At 70.7% G+C, this 14,528-nt stretch carries 12 protein-coding genes and 3 pseudogenes; 5 read left to right on the top strand and 10 right to left on the bottom strand.

The window, feature by feature from the left end; translation table 11 throughout:
- The first annotated feature begins 46 nt into the window (after positions 1-46).
- Positions 47-1,189, top strand: a complete 1,143-nt coding sequence (locus OIE75_RS40105; protein ID WP_329473892.1) for a Gfo/Idh/MocA family protein — start codon at positions 47-49, stop codon at positions 1,187-1,189.
- A gap of 243 nt (positions 1,190-1,432) precedes the next feature.
- Here OIE75_RS40105 and OIE75_RS40100 read toward each other — a convergent pair whose 3' ends face one another.
- Entirely contained in the window at positions 1,433-1,591 is a 159-nt protein-coding gene (locus OIE75_RS40100) for a hypothetical protein (RefSeq protein WP_329473891.1), read from the bottom strand.
- 152 nt (positions 1,592-1,743) lie between these two features.
- Between OIE75_RS40100 and OIE75_RS40095 the strand changes: the two are divergent.
- Both OIE75_RS40095 and OIE75_RS40090 read left to right on the top strand, forming a co-directional pair.
- Positions 1,744-2,770 (top strand): annotated as a pseudogene (locus OIE75_RS40095) (transposase).
- A 16-nt stretch (positions 2,771-2,786) separates the two neighbouring features.
- Positions 2,787-3,392, top strand: coding sequence for a TIGR03619 family F420-dependent LLM class oxidoreductase (locus OIE75_RS40090; RefSeq protein ID WP_329473890.1), 606 nt, complete (start codon positions 2,787-2,789; stop codon positions 3,390-3,392).
- Between the two features lie 42 nt (positions 3,393-3,434).
- Here OIE75_RS40090 and OIE75_RS40085 read toward each other — a convergent pair whose 3' ends face one another.
- The 5 genes from OIE75_RS40085 to OIE75_RS40065 all read right to left on the bottom strand — a co-directional run bounded on the left by OIE75_RS40085 (position 3,435) and on the right by OIE75_RS40065 (position 11,566).
- Positions 3,435-4,025, bottom strand: a complete 591-nt coding sequence (locus OIE75_RS40085) for an antibiotic biosynthesis monooxygenase (protein WP_023536342.1) — start codon at positions 4,023-4,025, stop codon at positions 3,435-3,437.
- Positions 4,026-4,052: 27 nt separating this feature from the next.
- Entirely contained in the window at positions 4,053-5,492 is a 1,440-nt protein-coding gene (locus OIE75_RS40080) for an aldehyde dehydrogenase family protein (protein WP_329473889.1), read from the bottom strand.
- A gap of 163 nt (positions 5,493-5,655) precedes the next feature.
- Positions 5,656-8,427 (bottom strand): helix-turn-helix transcriptional regulator, encoded by a 2,772-nt coding sequence (locus tag OIE75_RS40075; RefSeq protein ID WP_329473888.1) that lies wholly within the window; start codon positions 8,425-8,427, stop codon positions 5,656-5,658.
- Positions 8,427-9,329 (bottom strand): LLM class flavin-dependent oxidoreductase, encoded by a 903-nt coding sequence (locus OIE75_RS40070; RefSeq protein WP_329473887.1) that lies wholly within the window; start codon positions 9,327-9,329, stop codon positions 8,427-8,429. Before OIE75_RS40070 ends, OIE75_RS40075 begins: the two co-directional genes overlap by 1 nt.
- Positions 9,326-11,566: an LLM class flavin-dependent oxidoreductase gene (locus tag OIE75_RS40065; protein WP_329473886.1), complete on the bottom strand. Its 2,241-nt coding sequence runs from the start codon at positions 11,564-11,566 to the stop codon at positions 9,326-9,328. The genes OIE75_RS40070 and OIE75_RS40065 overlap by 4 nt, the downstream gene beginning before the upstream one ends.
- A gap of 119 nt (positions 11,567-11,685) precedes the next feature.
- Between OIE75_RS40065 and OIE75_RS40060 the strand changes: the two genes are divergently transcribed.
- Positions 11,686-12,078, top strand: a complete 393-nt coding sequence (locus OIE75_RS40060; protein WP_023536348.1) for a winged helix-turn-helix transcriptional regulator — start codon at positions 11,686-11,688, stop codon at positions 12,076-12,078.
- Between the two features lie 109 nt (positions 12,079-12,187).
- On the opposite strand, the gene OIE75_RS40055 is transcribed toward OIE75_RS40060, so the two are convergent.
- A complete protein-coding gene (locus OIE75_RS40055; protein WP_329473885.1) occupies positions 12,188-12,688 on the bottom strand; it encodes a zinc-binding dehydrogenase in 501 nt (166 codons plus the stop codon).
- A complete protein-coding gene (locus OIE75_RS40050) occupies positions 12,669-13,019 on the bottom strand; it encodes a hypothetical protein (RefSeq protein ID WP_329474175.1) in 351 nt (116 codons plus the stop codon). Before OIE75_RS40050 ends, OIE75_RS40055 begins: the two co-directional genes overlap by 20 nt.
- Here OIE75_RS40050 and OIE75_RS40045 point away from each other — a divergent pair.
- A pseudogene (locus OIE75_RS40045) lies at positions 12,985-13,075 on the top strand (SAM-dependent methyltransferase); the annotation flags it as partial. The gene OIE75_RS40050 and the pseudogene OIE75_RS40045 overlap by 35 nt on opposite strands.
- Positions 13,076-13,157: 82 nt before the next feature.
- On the opposite strand, the gene OIE75_RS40040 reads toward OIE75_RS40045, so the two are convergent.
- Both OIE75_RS40040 and OIE75_RS40035 read right to left on the bottom strand, forming a co-directional pair.
- On the bottom strand, positions 13,158-13,583 hold the full coding sequence (locus tag OIE75_RS40040; protein WP_329473884.1) for an SRPBCC family protein: 426 nt from the start codon (positions 13,581-13,583) through the stop codon (positions 13,158-13,160).
- A 283-nt stretch (positions 13,584-13,866) separates the two neighbouring features.
- Positions 13,867-14,298, bottom strand: a pseudogene (locus OIE75_RS40035) (HNH endonuclease family protein); the annotation flags it as partial.
- Positions 14,299-14,528 lie beyond the last annotated feature (230 nt).

Below are 14,528 nucleotides of genomic sequence, written 5' to 3'. Positions count from 1 at the left end.
AGCCCGGAGAGCGTTTGCCGGGGCTGCACAAGGCAGGAGCATCCTCATGACGAATTCAGCACATACCCGGATCGGCGTCGGCCTTGTCGGGGCCAGTGCCGATCGGGGTTGGGGCGGAATTGCTCACGTCCCGGCGCTGCAGGCGCTCGACGCATTCCAGATCCGCGCCGTCAGTACGACTCGTATGGAGAGCGCGAACGCGACCGCTCGTCGGCTGGGCGCCGATCTCGCCTTCGACACACATGAGGCTCTGGTCGTGCGACCGGAGGTCGACCTGGTGGTGGTTGCGGTCAAGGTGCCGGATCACAAGCAGATTGTTTCCGACGCGCTGGCCGCGGGCAAGATGGTTTATTGCGAATGGCCGCTCGCAAGAAACCTGTCGGAGGCCGAAGCGCTGGAGGGGTTTGCCCGCGAGCGGCGGCTGCGGACGGTCGTCGGGTTGCAGGGCGGCCTGCACCCGCCGGTCCTCTTCCTTCGCGACCTCATCGCGCAAGGCGTGATTGGCAAGCCGCTCAGCACGAGCATCCGAGCGCATTTGGCCGACGACATGTGGGTCGGCCGATATGACCCGCCGGTCGAGTACATGGCTCAGGCAAAGAATGGCGCCACGCTCCTGAGCATCATGCTCGGCCACGGGCTCGAACCGCTTGCGCGCGTGCTCGGCACGTTCGAGAGTCTGTCCGCCGTCGTCGCCAATCAGCGCGGTGACGGCGTCCGCCTCTCCGATGGCGCGTCGCTGCCGAAGGACGCGCCGGATGAGATCGTCGTCGCCGGCGTTCTCGAAGGCGGGATCGTCACTTCGCTGCACTACAGTGCCGGGCAGTCTGCCGGCTCGGCGATGGTATGGGAGATCCAGGGCACCGAGGGCAGTGTGCGTGTGGAGTCGGCGTCGGGCTACATCCATTTCACCGATTTCACCATCACGCTGAGCCGCGGCAGCGAGCCTGTCCAAGTGCTACAGGTCCCCCCCGCTTATGCGGCTCCCGACCTGCAACTCGACGCACCCGCAGCGGGGGTCGCCCGCCTCTACGCCCAGTTCGCCGCCGACCTCCGTGACGGAACCGCCGATGCGCCGGATTTCGCGGTCGCACTCGATCGCCACCGGGTACTCGAGGCGATCACACGGGCCGCTGAAACAGGTCATCGGCAGCATCTGTCCCGCCCCGACCGAATGAACTCCGATCTTTGAACCCTGGAGAGGCACTGCCGCAGGACCCGAGGAGATGGCGATCCGCGAGCTAACCCTGACTTGATCACACAGAGCTGACCCGCACCGTGTCGAAGAACTCTGCCGACCAGCGGGACCTCGCCCTCCATCCCTCTTCTTCAATGCGGCGCCGACTGCGTCGCTCGCCCACCGCTTCCCCCGCGCCGTGCAGCGCTCATCCGCATCGCCGAATCGTGCCCATGCGTGCCCCACGACGCGGGCTGCTCAGGTGGCATTCGACACCAGCTGGCCGCGAAGGCACAGCTGGCCCTCATAGCGGCAATGCAGGCGTGGCGTGGCCATGCCTGAGCGTCTTCGGTCGGGATGATCCTCGAAGAGCCCGACGATCAGGACAACGATCGAGCGCAGCGCGATTCGGGACATTTATGGCTCTTCGCGGATGAGGGTGTAGTCACGGAGCGCCCGATCGGCGCCGGGTAGAGGTCGAGGCCCTCCAAGATGGAAGTTCTCACACTGCCCATCGCCGGAAGACCTCGACGTTGCCCCACCTTACGTTCAGCGCGCCCGATTTGACCATGTTCTGCGATCTCGATGACCGCGGCCTGGTCGTCGTCGGGCAGCACCGCAGCCCGGAGCGGACGGTGCTGGAGTGCCGGGTCGCCGGGCCGGACCCGTGGTGCCGACGCTGCGAGGCCGAGGGCACGCCTCGCGACACGGTGACGCGCCGCCTGGCGCATGTCCCGTTCGGTCATCGGCCCACGACGCTGCTGGTTCGTGTTCGTCGTTACCAGTGCACAGGGTGCGGGCGGGTCTGGCGGCAGGACACCGCTGCGGCGGCGGAGCCGGGGGCGAAGCTCTCTCGCGGCGGAATGCGATGGGCACTGGAAGCCATCGTGGTCGATCACCTCACGGTCTCGCGCGCCGCGGCCGGTCTCGGCGTCGGCTGGCACACGGCGAACACCGCGATCCTCACCGAGGGCAAGCGGCGACCGGGCCCGGTTCGACGGGGCCCGGGTGATCGGTGTCGACGAGCACGTCTGGCGTCACACAAGGTTCGGGGACAAGTACGTCACCGTGCTCGCCGGCGACGCCCTCGACGTCTGCCGACGTCGCGTCCAGACAGACATCTTCGGCCGCCGGGGCCGCAAGGACGACCCGCGCTACAAGGCGCGCCGCACCCTCCACACTGGCGCGGGACTGCTCACAGGCCGTCAGCACGCGCGTCTCGAGGCGCTGTTCGCCATCTCCGAGCACGTCGAGGTCGAGGCGATCTGGGGCACCTACCAGCGCATGACCGCCGCATACCGCGAGCCCGACCGCTCCCTGGGGAAGAAGGCCATGCAAGCGGTGATCGACGCCCTCGCCAGCGGCGTCCCCGCCGCGCTCGTCGAGTTGCGCAAGCTCGGCCGCACTCTGAAGCAACGCGCCGCGGACGTCCTCGCTTTCTTCGACCTGCCCGGCACGTCCAACGGCCCGACCGAGGCGATCAACGGCCGCCTCGAACACCTCCGCGGCACCGCCCTCGGCTTCCGGAACCTGACTCACTACATCACCCGGTCGCTCCTCGAAGCCGGCGGATTCAGACCGCGACTACACCCCTGATTGCGAAGAGCCCTACATGGACACGGACACGATTCCGTGGCAGCCGCGCACCATGCTCGACCCGTTCGTGGCGCTGAGCGTTGCCGCGAGCGTCACCGAACGGGTGCTGCTGGGCACATCCACCCTCGTCGCACCCTGGTACTCCCCCTTGCTGCTCGCCCGGTCGCTGACCGGTGTCGACGTGGTGAGCGGGGGACGTCTCATCACCGGCCTCGGAACCGGCTGGTCGCCCGAGGAGTACCAGGGAGTGGGCGTTCCCTGGCAGGAGCGGGGCCCGCGGCTGGACGAGTGTCTGGACGTGCTGGAAGCCGTGTGGACCACCGAGCCCGTCGCGCGACACGAGGGCAGGCACTACACCTTCCCCGCCGCCCACATCGGGCCCAAGCCGCTCCAGCGCCCCCGGCCCCCGATCTACCTGTCCGGCTTCGCCCCGGCCTCCCGACGCCGGGCGGCCCGCCGCACGGACGGCGTACTTCCCGTCGCGGTGCCCGTCCGGGGTTCCGCATTCGACCCCGCCACCGTGATCAACCAGCCGCTGCGGGAAGTCCGCCGCCTCGCCGAGGCCGAGGGCCGCGACCCGGCCCTGGAACTGCTGCGTCAGACGACGGAACTGTCCCGCTGAAAGCCGAGCCGTAAGACGGGACGGTGCGCCCCGGGGGCCGCGTCATCGCGTCGGTCCCTCGCGCGCGGTCGAGGTGGCGGCATAGAGCCAACGGCGAAGGACGAGAGTCACAGCCGGCATCATCAGATACGTCATCAACGTACTGAACAGCAGCGCGAGCATCAGCACCCGCGCCACAAGCGGCCAAGCACGGAGCGCCGGCCCCAAAAGACCGTTGCCGATCAGGGAGATCGGGAGTACGGCCGCGAAGGCGGCGAGCGCCATCTTCCACCGAGGCGGCGCCGTCGTGGGCGTGTCGTGCGCAGTGGTGAACAGGGTCTCCATTCCGGAGAGTTCGCGACGCGCCACCTCGCTCTGATGATGGCCCTCGCAGTGGTCGAAAAGTGCGGCCCGCTCAGGTGACGTCGTCCAGTGCCGCGCGGCCTCCTGGTCGCGGAACCGGTGGATCAGAACCCATGGCCCGGCGGCCGTGGCAGGCCGGAACAACCCGTCCCCCAGGTGTCCGGGAAACGCTGAGGCGGTGTCGGTCACCCGCCCGAACCACTCCCGGAAGTCCTGCTCGTAGCCGGGTTCCACAGCGCGCGCGGTCAGCAGGGTGACGTCGGCCGGGCCGACGTCGTCCGTCTCGGTCATCGATTCTCATTCCGCCGTCGAGAGCTGTCAGAGCTGCGGTGCCACATGCACGAGGTGCTTGGTCTCCTGGAATTCCTCGATCCCGCGGATGCCGTTCAGGCGGCCCACTCCCGACTGCTTGAAGCCGCCCTCCTCGAACTGGTCGTGGACCATGGCCCAGGTGTTGGTCCAGACGGTCCCGGCCTGCAGTTCGCGGCCGACGCGCAGGGGGCGGTCGACATCACGGGTCCAGATGCTCGCGGCCAGGCCGAACTCGGTGGCGTTGGCACGCGCCACGGCATCGGCCTCGGAGTCGAACACCTCGAAGGTGGCGACCGGCCCGAACACTTCGCGCTGCACGATCGGCGAGGACACGTCGGCGACCTCGATCAGGGACGGGCCGAGGAGCGCCCGATCCCGCTTGCCCCGCACGAGGACGGTGGCGTAGTCGGCCGCGGCGGCCACGGTCTGTTCGACCCGTTGGGCGTTTCCTTCGTCGATCATGGCGCCCATCTCGCTGGCGGGGTCGTCGCCGGGCCCGACCCGGACCGTTTCGAGAGCGGCGACGAGCCGCCGCCGGAGTTCGTCGGCCACGCCGCGCTGGACCAGTATCCGACTGCCCGTCATGCAGAACTGGCCCGCGAACATGGTGACGGCCTTGGTGAGCACGGGCACGACGGCGTCCAGGTCGGCGTCGTCGAAGACGAGCATCGGCGTCTTTCCGCCCAGCTCCATGGACAGCGTTTTCAGCGTCGGGGCGGCCTGTTCCATGATCACGCGGCCGACCGCGGTGGAGCCGGTGTAGCTGATCACGTCGACGTCCGGGGAGGAGACCAGCTCCGGAGCCCCGGCGTTGCCGCTCTCGGTGAAGACGTTGAACACGCCCGGGTCCAGGCTCGGAGTGTCGGCGACGATCTCGCTCAGCACTCCGTTGACCAGGCCGGTCTGCGCCGGCATCTTCATGACCACGGTGCAGCCGGCCGCCAGGGCGGGTGCGAAGGATCGCGCCGAGAGGATGACCGGTGAGTTCCACGGCACGATCACCGCGGCGACACCCGCGGCTTCGCGCAGGGTCATCGAGTACATGCCGGGCCGCACTTCCCCGGCCCTGCCGTGGTCGGTGAGGGAAAGCGCCGCGTGGTAGCGGAGCTTGGGCACGGTGCCTTCGACTTCGAGGGCCGCCTCGGCGAGTACTTTCCCGTTCTCCCGCGCCAGCAGGGTGATCAGTTCGTCCTTGCGCTGCTCCAGCCGGTCGGCCAGTTCGTGCAGCGCTGCCGCACGCCGGTGGCGGTCGCGGGACCAGGCGGTGGAGCCGAAGGCCCTTCGGGCCGCGGCCACGGCGGCCCTCGCCTCCCGCGCACCGCCGTCGGCGAAGGTGCCGAGCAGGCCGTTGGTCGCGGGGCTGCGTGACTCGCCGCGGGAGCCGGAGTCCTGCCACTGCCCGTCGATGTAGTGGCGCGCGTGGGGCAGGGTTTCGGACTTGGGCATGAGGTGACCTCTCGTCATGCGTCGCACGGTGTTTCGCCGCGGGTCCGCGGGACAACGTCAGCGACGCTACAAATCAGGGCCGGTGAGCGAATCGGGCGGGCAATCCGTCGTTTCCGCCGGAGGCGTCGCGCGCCCGCTCCGCCCCGCCGCGGCCTGCCTGCGCTCACGGCGGCTCACAACCGGCGTGGAGGTCGCTCAGCTCGGTTCGCGTGTTGATGCCGAGCTTGGCGAACACGTTCCCGAGGTGGTGGCCCACGGTGCGGTGGCTGATCCGCAGCTGTACGCCGATCTCGCGATTCGTCAGCTGTTCGGCGGCCAGTTGGGCGACTCGCTGTTCCTGGGCGGTGAGCCGGTTCACCGCCCTGGTGTCCGAGCTTCCCCGGCGTCCCGGCGCTCCGGTGAGGTCCTGCTCGCGCTGCGCGCGTTGGCGCAGCGGCTCGGCACCGAGCCGGTCGAACGCCTCCAAGGCGGCGCCGATCCGGACGCGCGCATCGGTCCGCCGGCGGCCCCGTCGCAACCACTCGCCGTAGGACAACTGAGCGCGCGCGTAGAGCAGCGGGTGGGATCGGGCACCCGGCACGTCGAGTGCGGCCAGGAAGGCACCCTCGGCCCGGGCGCCGCCGAGGAGCCCGCGCGTGACGTGCGCGGCACAGCGCGCCCACGGCGCTCCCGTGCGCCGCGCCCAGGCTTCGAGCACCCGTGCCCGTTCGTCCGCGAGGTCGCTTCTGCCGACGCGCACGGCCGCCTCGGCCGTGTCGAGAGCGGCCAGGAGCGCGAAGGTCGAGTGTTCCGCGCCATGGCCCGGCTCGGTCAGGCGCACCAGGATGTCCAGTGCTTCCTCGGGACGCTCGCGAAACAGCGAGGCCATGCCGCGGTTCCAGTACGCGGCGGCGCTCAGCGCGCGGACGCCCTGCGGGAGTGACGTCTCCAGAGTCCTGGCGGTGGCCTCCGCGACGGCGCGTTCGTCACCACGCGCCGCGGCGAGCCAGCCCAGGCTGGTGCGGCAGTGGGAGGCGATGTGGTCGGCACCCAGGTCCTTGGCCAGCCGCAGTCCCTCCGCGGCCGAGGACTCCGCTTGCGGCCAGCGGCCGGCAGCGTTGTCGAGCATCGCGGTCTGGGCCAGGGCGGCGGCGAGCCGAGCGCGCTCGCTGCGCCGCCGCAGATGCGGTAACCGGCGGCGCAACGCATCCGCCATCGGCTTGTCGATCCCCCAGGCCAGGGCGAGGGGTGTCGGCGGCAGCAACGGCAGGATGGTCGTACGGGCCCGCGCGGCGGCATCACCCAGGTCGGGGGTGTCCGCCGACGCCGCGTCGGCAGACACGTCGTCGCTCCACCAGGCAAGCGTGCCGGGTAATCCGGTCCGGCCCGCGACGTCGTCTTCGAGCAGCAGTTCCAGCGCTCTGTCCCGCAGGTCGCCGCGTCCGACGGACCAGGCGGCGCGCATGGCCAGCGTGCCCAGTTCCAGCGCCGTTCCCGGTTCCGGGACGCGCTTCATGTCGGTGATCAGGAAGTGGTGCGCCATCTCCGGCATGCCCCGGGCGAACTCCATGATCCCCCGCAGACCCCGGCTCCGCCGGGAGACGTGAGCACCGGGGGCCAGCCGTTCCGCGTCATCGAGCAGGCGCTCCGCCGTGGCTGCCCACCCGGCGTCCCAGGAAGCCCGGGCCGCCTCGGCAAGGCGTTGTGAGGCGTCGATCGGTGCGGCCGACAGTTCGGCGGCCCGCCACCACGCCCGTGCCGCCGTGTTCGTGGCCCCGCGGAGCCGGGAGCGGGCGGCGGTCCGTTCGAGGAGCCGCGCGACGTCCTCATCGCGTCCGTGGGCCAGGGCGGCGAGATGCCATGCGCGCTCCTCCGCCTGGTCCGGCATCGTGGCGGCCAGGGCGCGGTGAGCCCGGCGCCTCGTCGCGGCACCGCAGCCCTCGTAGACGGCTCTGCTCACGACGGGGTGCCGGAAACCGACGCGGTTGCCCGCCACGTGGAGCAGGCCCGCGTTGGTCACTTCTTCCCAGACGGCGTCACCGGCACCCGACGCACGGCCGGCCCGCTGCACCGTGAGCCGGTCGCCGTGCTCCTCGGCCGCCGCGAGCACGGTCAGCAACTGCGCCGGAGGGCTCAGGGCCTCGATCCCGGCACGAAAAGCCCGCTGCAGACGCGGCCCGACGGACGGTCGTCCTCGCTTCCAGCGATGCTCGGCGTCGTCGAGGTCGCCCCCGAGCGTGGCCAGTTCGTGCAGCGCCAAGGGGTTGCCCCCGGCCTCCCGGACCATGTTCCGCGCCGTCGCCTTGTCGGCGAGCGGCGCCACGGCCGCCACAAGCTGCCGCGCGCTCTCGTCGCTCAGGCCGTCGACCCGCACGTCGGCCACGCCTTCCCAGGGCCGGGCGGCCGGATCGCTGTGATCGGCGAGCACGACGACCACGGGATGCGCTCCCACGCGTCGAGCGACGAACCCCAGGCACAGCGCGGTGGCCTCGTCGAGCCACTGCCCGTCGTCCACCACAACGAGCACGGGCTGCCGCTCGGCGAGTCCGCAGAGCAGCGACAGCACGGCCGCCCCGACCACCAGACGGTCCGTCGACTCACCGCTCAGCCCGAGCGCGGTACGCACAGCGGCGGCCTGGGCCGTCGCCAGCAGCCCGACACGATCGGCCAGCGGTCGCAGCAGCCCGTGCAGCCCCGCGAAAGCCAGGTCCGACTCGGGCCGGGTGGCCGAGTGGCTCAGCCGGACGAAGTCCGCGGCCTGGCCGTGCACGTGGCGAAGCAGAGCTGACTTGCCGATACCCGGCTCGCCCCACACCACGAGCGCGCCACCGCTCCCGCCGCGGGCCTGCGTAAGCAGCCCGTCGAGAACCGCGGTCTCCTCGCGGCGTCCGAACAGCTCCGTCGGCGCTGCCGCTGTCGCAGCTCCGTCACCGGACCCGCCACGCGCCCACCGCATCACGTCACGCGTTCGGACTGGACGAGTTCGCGGACGCGCGGCGCGACCTCGTGACCGAAGAGGTTCAGGTCGGCAGGCTCGTCAGAGGCGAGGATGAACCCCGATACGCCGTACTGCAGGGCGAGGTCGGCGATCTGTTCGGCCCAGTCGCCGGGAGTCCCCTGCAACAGGCCGTCGCCGGCGCCGGACGTGAATCGGCCGCTCAGGTTGAGCAGGCGGCTGACCGCCGCGGGCTCCCGACCGGCGGCGGAGGCGGCCTCGTCGATCTGCTCGTTCATCGCGCGCAGCGATGCCGGGCCCTCGGGCAGGAATCCCAGGGAGGGCAGCCAACCGTCGGCGATCTTGCCCGTCAGCCGGAGCATGCGCGGCTTGTAGGCACCGATGCGGATCGGGATGCGATGGGCGGGTGCCGGGCCGCGCTTTGCGCCGTTCACGGTGTAGAACTCCCCGGTGACACGGAGGGGCCCGGTCTCGTCGGTGGCCCACAGCCCTCGGATCACGTCCACGGCCTCCTCCACCGCCCGCACGGCCTGGGCCGGTTCGAGCCGGCGGCCTCCCATCGCGACGATGCCGTCCCAGAACGCGCCCGCGCCGATGCCCAGTTCGACTCGCCCGCCGGTCAGCCGGTCCAGGCTCGCGGCGGCGCGGGCCAGCACGGCCGGGGGCCGCAGCGGAAGGCTCAGCACGTTGCCGCTGATCCGGATCCTTTCGGTGCGTGCGGCGACGTACGACATCAGGGTCCAGGTGTCCTGGAACGCCGACTGGTAGGGGTGGTCCTGGAAGCTGACCAGGTCGAGGCCGGCCCTCTCGGAGGTCAGGGCCAGCTCGACCGGCGCCTGAGGCGGGCGGGCGGTGGGGGTGATGAAGCTGCCGAACCACAGTTCGTGGCCGTAGTCGCTCATGAGGTGCTTCCTCCGGGGTGGTTCGCGGCGGGCGTGAGGGCGAAGTTGTCGCCGAACACGCCCTCGGGGTCGTAGACGCTCTTCAGCTCACGCAGACGCGAGAGGGTCCGTGGGGGCCAGGCCGCGGCGATCCGCTCGGGCCGGAGGCTGGACTCGAAGCTGATGTAGAGGCCGTCGAGGAAGGGGCTCAGCCGGGCCCAGGCCCGGTCGACCACCTCGTCGGCACCGCCCATCACCACGAGCGAGAAGTTCGCGTCGCGGTGGGCGTAGGCCGTGGCGTCCGCGGGAACGTCGGCGACGGCGCCGCCGACCGAGCGGAGCTGGAACCATCCGATCGCGCCGCTGCGGATCACGCGAGCCGCCGCCGCGGCGAACTGCGGGGTCACGTGCCGGAGCAGACCGCTGCGTGAGACCGGTTCACCGTGGGAGACCGGTGGGTCGTCGCTCGCGTTGTCCATCACGGCCGCGTAGGAGGTGATGACGATGTGCTGGGCGTACATCGCGGAGATCGCGGCCAGTGGCTCCAGCCGGGCGCGCACGGTCTCCGGGTCCGAGGAGTCGACCATGGTGCTGCTCACCGCGAGCGCTGGTCGCCCGCCGTGCGGGGGCGGCACGATGACGAAGCTGGTGAGGTCCCGCGGTGAGTCCTCGACCGCCCGGCCCCATTCGACGAGGTAGCGCTCGAGGTCGCTCGCGTCCTGGGTGAGCCGGGCGAAGGCGACCGCGCCCACGTCGTCGGCCTCGAACTCGAAGGCAGTGACGATCCCGAAGTTCGCGCCCGCCCCTCGCACGGCCCAGAAGAGATCGGCGTTCTCCGAATCGTCGGCCCGCACGACGGAGCCGTCCGCGAGCACCATCTCCACGGCCCGCAGGCGGTCGATGGTCAGTCCGTGCCCGCGCGCGAGGTACCCGATGCCCCCCGCCGTGGCGAGGCCGCCCACCCCGACGCCCCCGTAGTCGCCCGAACTCAACGCCCAGCCGTAGGGCTCCAGTGCGGCCGCCACCTCGGCCCAGCGCGCACCCGGGCCGATGCGCACCCGGCGTGTCTTCCTGTCGAGCACCTCGATCGCGTTCATCAGTGACACGTCGATGACGATCCCGCCGTCATTGGTGGAGCGGCCGGAGACCCCGTGTCCGGCGCTTCGCCGAGACAGGGCCACGCCGGGATGCCGGCGGGCGAACGCGAGCGCCCGGGTCACCTGCTCGTTCGTCGCCGCCCGCAGGATGATGCCGGGCGCACCGCCGCGCAGGTACCCGGACCGCAGCCGGGCGTAGGCCGGATCACCGGGCTCGACGACCTCGGCCATCTCCGGCGGAGCGCCCTCGTAGTCGATCCCCGGCCGGCGCCTGGCGCGCACGGCGGACCGCCGGACCCGCGCGCCCGACCATCCGCGCGGAAGCACCGCGTCCACGGCCGCCCGCAGGGCCGGGGCGACCTCGCTCGCGAAGCCTGCCGCGACGTCTCGCTCCTCGGTGTCCAGCACGATGGTGCCCACCCCGTGCTCGACGACGAGTGGCAGCAGGTCGTTCACCCAGTCCGCGGCGGTCCCGGTGAACCTGCCTGTCCGCTCGCCGAAGCCACCGCGGATCGTGACCCGTCTGCGGATCTCGCGGGGATCGCGGCCTGCCCCTCGCGCCGCCTCGTCGACTGCGCGGTTGCCCTGCGTCAGCGTGGCGGCGTCGCACCCCGTCGACCACTCGTCAGCCCGCAGTCCGACCAGCCGGAGCAGGTCTTGGTCCTGGCCGTCCACGGAGATCGGCACGTCGTGCGCGGGCGCGGCCTTCTCAGCTCCCGCGAGACGGTAGAAGCGGCCGGTGAACCGGCCGAGGCCACGGTCGAGGACATTCCAGAGCTCGCGAACGACGGCGATCGCTTCACCCAGTGCCGCGACCGAATCGGCTGTCCCGGGCGCGGCGGCTGACGGGCCCGCTCGGAAAGCCAGTTCGACCCTGCCTTCGGTGAGCCGATCCAGGCTTGCGACGGCTCGTGCGAGCATCGCCGGATGGAGAGTGGCGGGGCGTGCCTCCAGCACCAGTCCGAGAGAGACCGTCGCCGCGGCGATCCAGGACGCCACAGTCGACGGTTCGAGATCGTCGCCGGCGGTTCCGGCCGGGACGACCAGCAAGTCCAGTCCCCACTGCTCGGCCAGGCCCACCACTTCGACCAACCGGCCGGGCCCGCAGTCGGCGTCAGAGGGCAGGTGCAGCCCGAACCTCAGCGCGTGCCCGTAGTTCATAGCGCGTGGTGACAGGCCGAGTGTGCGTTCATGGACCAAGGCTGCACGGCGATGATCACAGGCAACAAGCGGGACATGACCAGGTCATCAAAAGTGACACGCTCCAGTATCGTGACCGTATGACCGGTCCTCGACAGCCCGATGATTCCTCCGCCACCGCGGGCCAGAGCCGCCCGGAAGCGGGCTACGAACACATCGACGACGACGTGTGCCGCAGTTTTCAGCGCTCGGTCGAGATCGTGGGCAAGAAGTGGAGCGCCGCGGTGCTCCTGGCGGCGATGCGGGGCGCGCGCCGATTCGTCGACTACCGAGCGCGGATCCCCGGAATCTCGAACCACCTTCTGTCCCAGCGTCTGCGTGAACTCGAGGGCCACCGACTCATTGAGCGGCTCGTGGTACCAACGACGCCGGTCCAGATCACGTACCGGCCCACCGAACAAGGCGCCAGCCTGATGCGTGTCCTGCATCCGCTGATCGAATGGAGCGCCAAGAACGAGGACATGGACACCTGACGAGCTGGTCGCATGCCGCCCACGCACCCGATCCGTTGCGTACCGGGACCGGTGATTGCGCGGGCGACGGCTCGCGGTGTGGCTTCAGCGGTGCGGGAACAGGAACGGGTTACGGGACCAGGACGATCTTTCCCGTGGTGTGGCCGGCCATGATCTCGCGGTGGGCAGGGGCGGCCTCGCGCAGGGGGTAGCTGTCCGCGATCACGATGCGCAGGCGGCCTGCTGTCGCGGCTTCCGTGAGCTGCAGGCGGGCGGCTTCCCGGATCTCGGTGCCGGGATCCGCGCCCGGCACACCACCCAGGAGCTTGATTCCCGCGCGAGCCCCGCGCTCGCGGCCCGCGATGGTGGCGATACGCAAGCGGTCCGGCACGAGCTCCACGGAGACATCCACCGCCTCATCGCTGCCCACGAGATCGGCCGCGCGGACCTTGATCCGTACCTGGTTCGGCTTCGGCCCTGGGACGGCGACATCGATCACCGACAGGACCTCGGGGCCGCCATATGCGCCTGCCACTACTGCAATTGTTTCGCTCATACGCGGGAACAACTGTTGGGCGAGGTGTCCCGTTCCTTCGGTCCAACGGGACCGATCACCCGTGTCGGGCACCATGCCGGAAGGCTGTTGTGAGGACGTGCACGCCCTGACCCGCACCGTCCGGAGCCACCCTTCCGTGGCCAGGGAGCCCGACCTGGACCGGCACACGGTGCGCACGTAGCGAAGCCCTCGGTGTAGACCAGGTGCCGTTGTTCCTGCTCTGTCGCTGCCGCGTCGGCGAAGCGGCGCCGCTCCGGATGTCCTGCACGATGACGTCGTCGATGAAGTGGTCCTCAGACTCGGCGTCGGTGAGCTCGCCGGTCATAGTCGAGAACTTTCCCGGATTCTCGGCAGGCAGACAGTGCCCGAAGTCCTCACTGGTCACGGGGATCAGGAAGGCGTTCATCGAGTCCTACCAGGACGGCTCCTTTCAGTACTGTCCTGATCGCGGCCGACCGGATCCAGGCGCGCGGTGACGGGGGCGAAGCCGGGTCTTCCACGACCAGCCTCGCCCCGTCAGGCGCGGTTCGAAGGCCTCCAGTTCTCAGGTTGCCGCCGCGGTCTCCGCGAGCTTCTGGAACTCACCCAGGTCGTAGTTGGCGAGCGCGGAGTCCAGGTTCGTCAGCGCGCCCAAGTGCTCGATGAACCCCTTGGGGTCGTACTCGATCTGGAGGGTGACCCTGCTCGTCGTGTCGCTGAGCCGGTGGAAGGTGACGACGCCCGCGTGGTCCACCCCCTCCGTGGTCCGCCAGGCGATCCGGTTCTCCTCCACCACCTCGGTGAGCTCGGCGACGAAGTTCCTGTCCGCGCCGGGCAGGGCAAGCTGCCAGGCGAAGCGGCGCTCGTCCAAGGGCTGCACCAGGCGGACGTGGCTCAGGAACGACGGCCACCTCGTCACGTCGCTCCACAGGGACCAGGTCACGGACACGGGGGCTTTGATGTCGACTGTCTCTACCAGGGAAGAGGACACGCGGCACCTTCCTCGCTCGCTCGGGCCTGGGCTTCGGTCTACCGCAGGCGGTACACGGATGGGTCCCTGTTACCCGCAAGGGGTCGACGCACACGGCGACGCCCGGAACGGCTACCGGCCCACAGGGTCCTCGGGCCGCGCGGCGGCCTGGGCCCTCGTGTACACGTCGAGGCGGTCACACATGCCGTGAACGCCGCACTCCGCCGGCGCGGGGAGACAGCGAACGCCTGAGGTGCTCCGGTTCCGACCTTCAGGCCGAGGAAGAGGACGGTGGCCTCCCCCTCTACGGCACCGGCCCGTACGTGACGGTCTGCTCCGGGCAGCCGGCCGCGACCTCGCGCATGACCGCCGCTTCGGCCTCATCCGCCGACAGGGTCCAGCGCAGCTTGGTACCCACCCACTCGGCGACATAGCGGCAGTGCACTTCGGCGGCCGACGGCATCCACGTCGCCGGGTCCTGGTCCGACTTGGACCGGTTCGAGCGGGCGGTGACCGCGACGAGGCTGGCGTACGCGCCCAGGTCGTTGGCGTACGCCTCCCGCTGCTGCGCAGACGAGGTCGAGGCGCCGCTGTCCCAGGTCTCGGCCAGCGGACCCATGCGGTCGATGTCGAGGCCAGAGGCCGAGGTGACCCACACCTGGTCGTAGTAGGAGAACCAGCGGCCGCCCGTCAGCCGACACCTCGGCCCCACCGTCGGGGCCTCCACCGCCACCGCATCCCGGTGGCGGACAGCTGCTCCGCCCGCTCCGGAGCCAGCGTGGCGGCCCTGCTGTGCTGGTTGCCGATCCACGCCCCGAGCTTGAGCTCCCACTCCTGCTGGTCCTGGCCGACGGTCGGCTCGACCTGCCTTACGCAGCCAGGCCGCGAGCGGACGCCGTCACGAGGCCCGGGCTCCTCCGCCGATTGGCGAGAAACGTCCGCTTCCCGCCGAGCACGAGCCCCTTC

This window comes from Streptomyces sp. NBC_01723 (genome assembly GCF_036246005.1).
Taxonomy (GTDB): Bacteria; Actinomycetota; Actinomycetes; order Streptomycetales; family Streptomycetaceae; genus Streptomyces.
The sequence above is the reverse complement of the archived record's forward strand: the minus strand, read 5'-3'. Positions and strand labels throughout refer to the sequence as shown.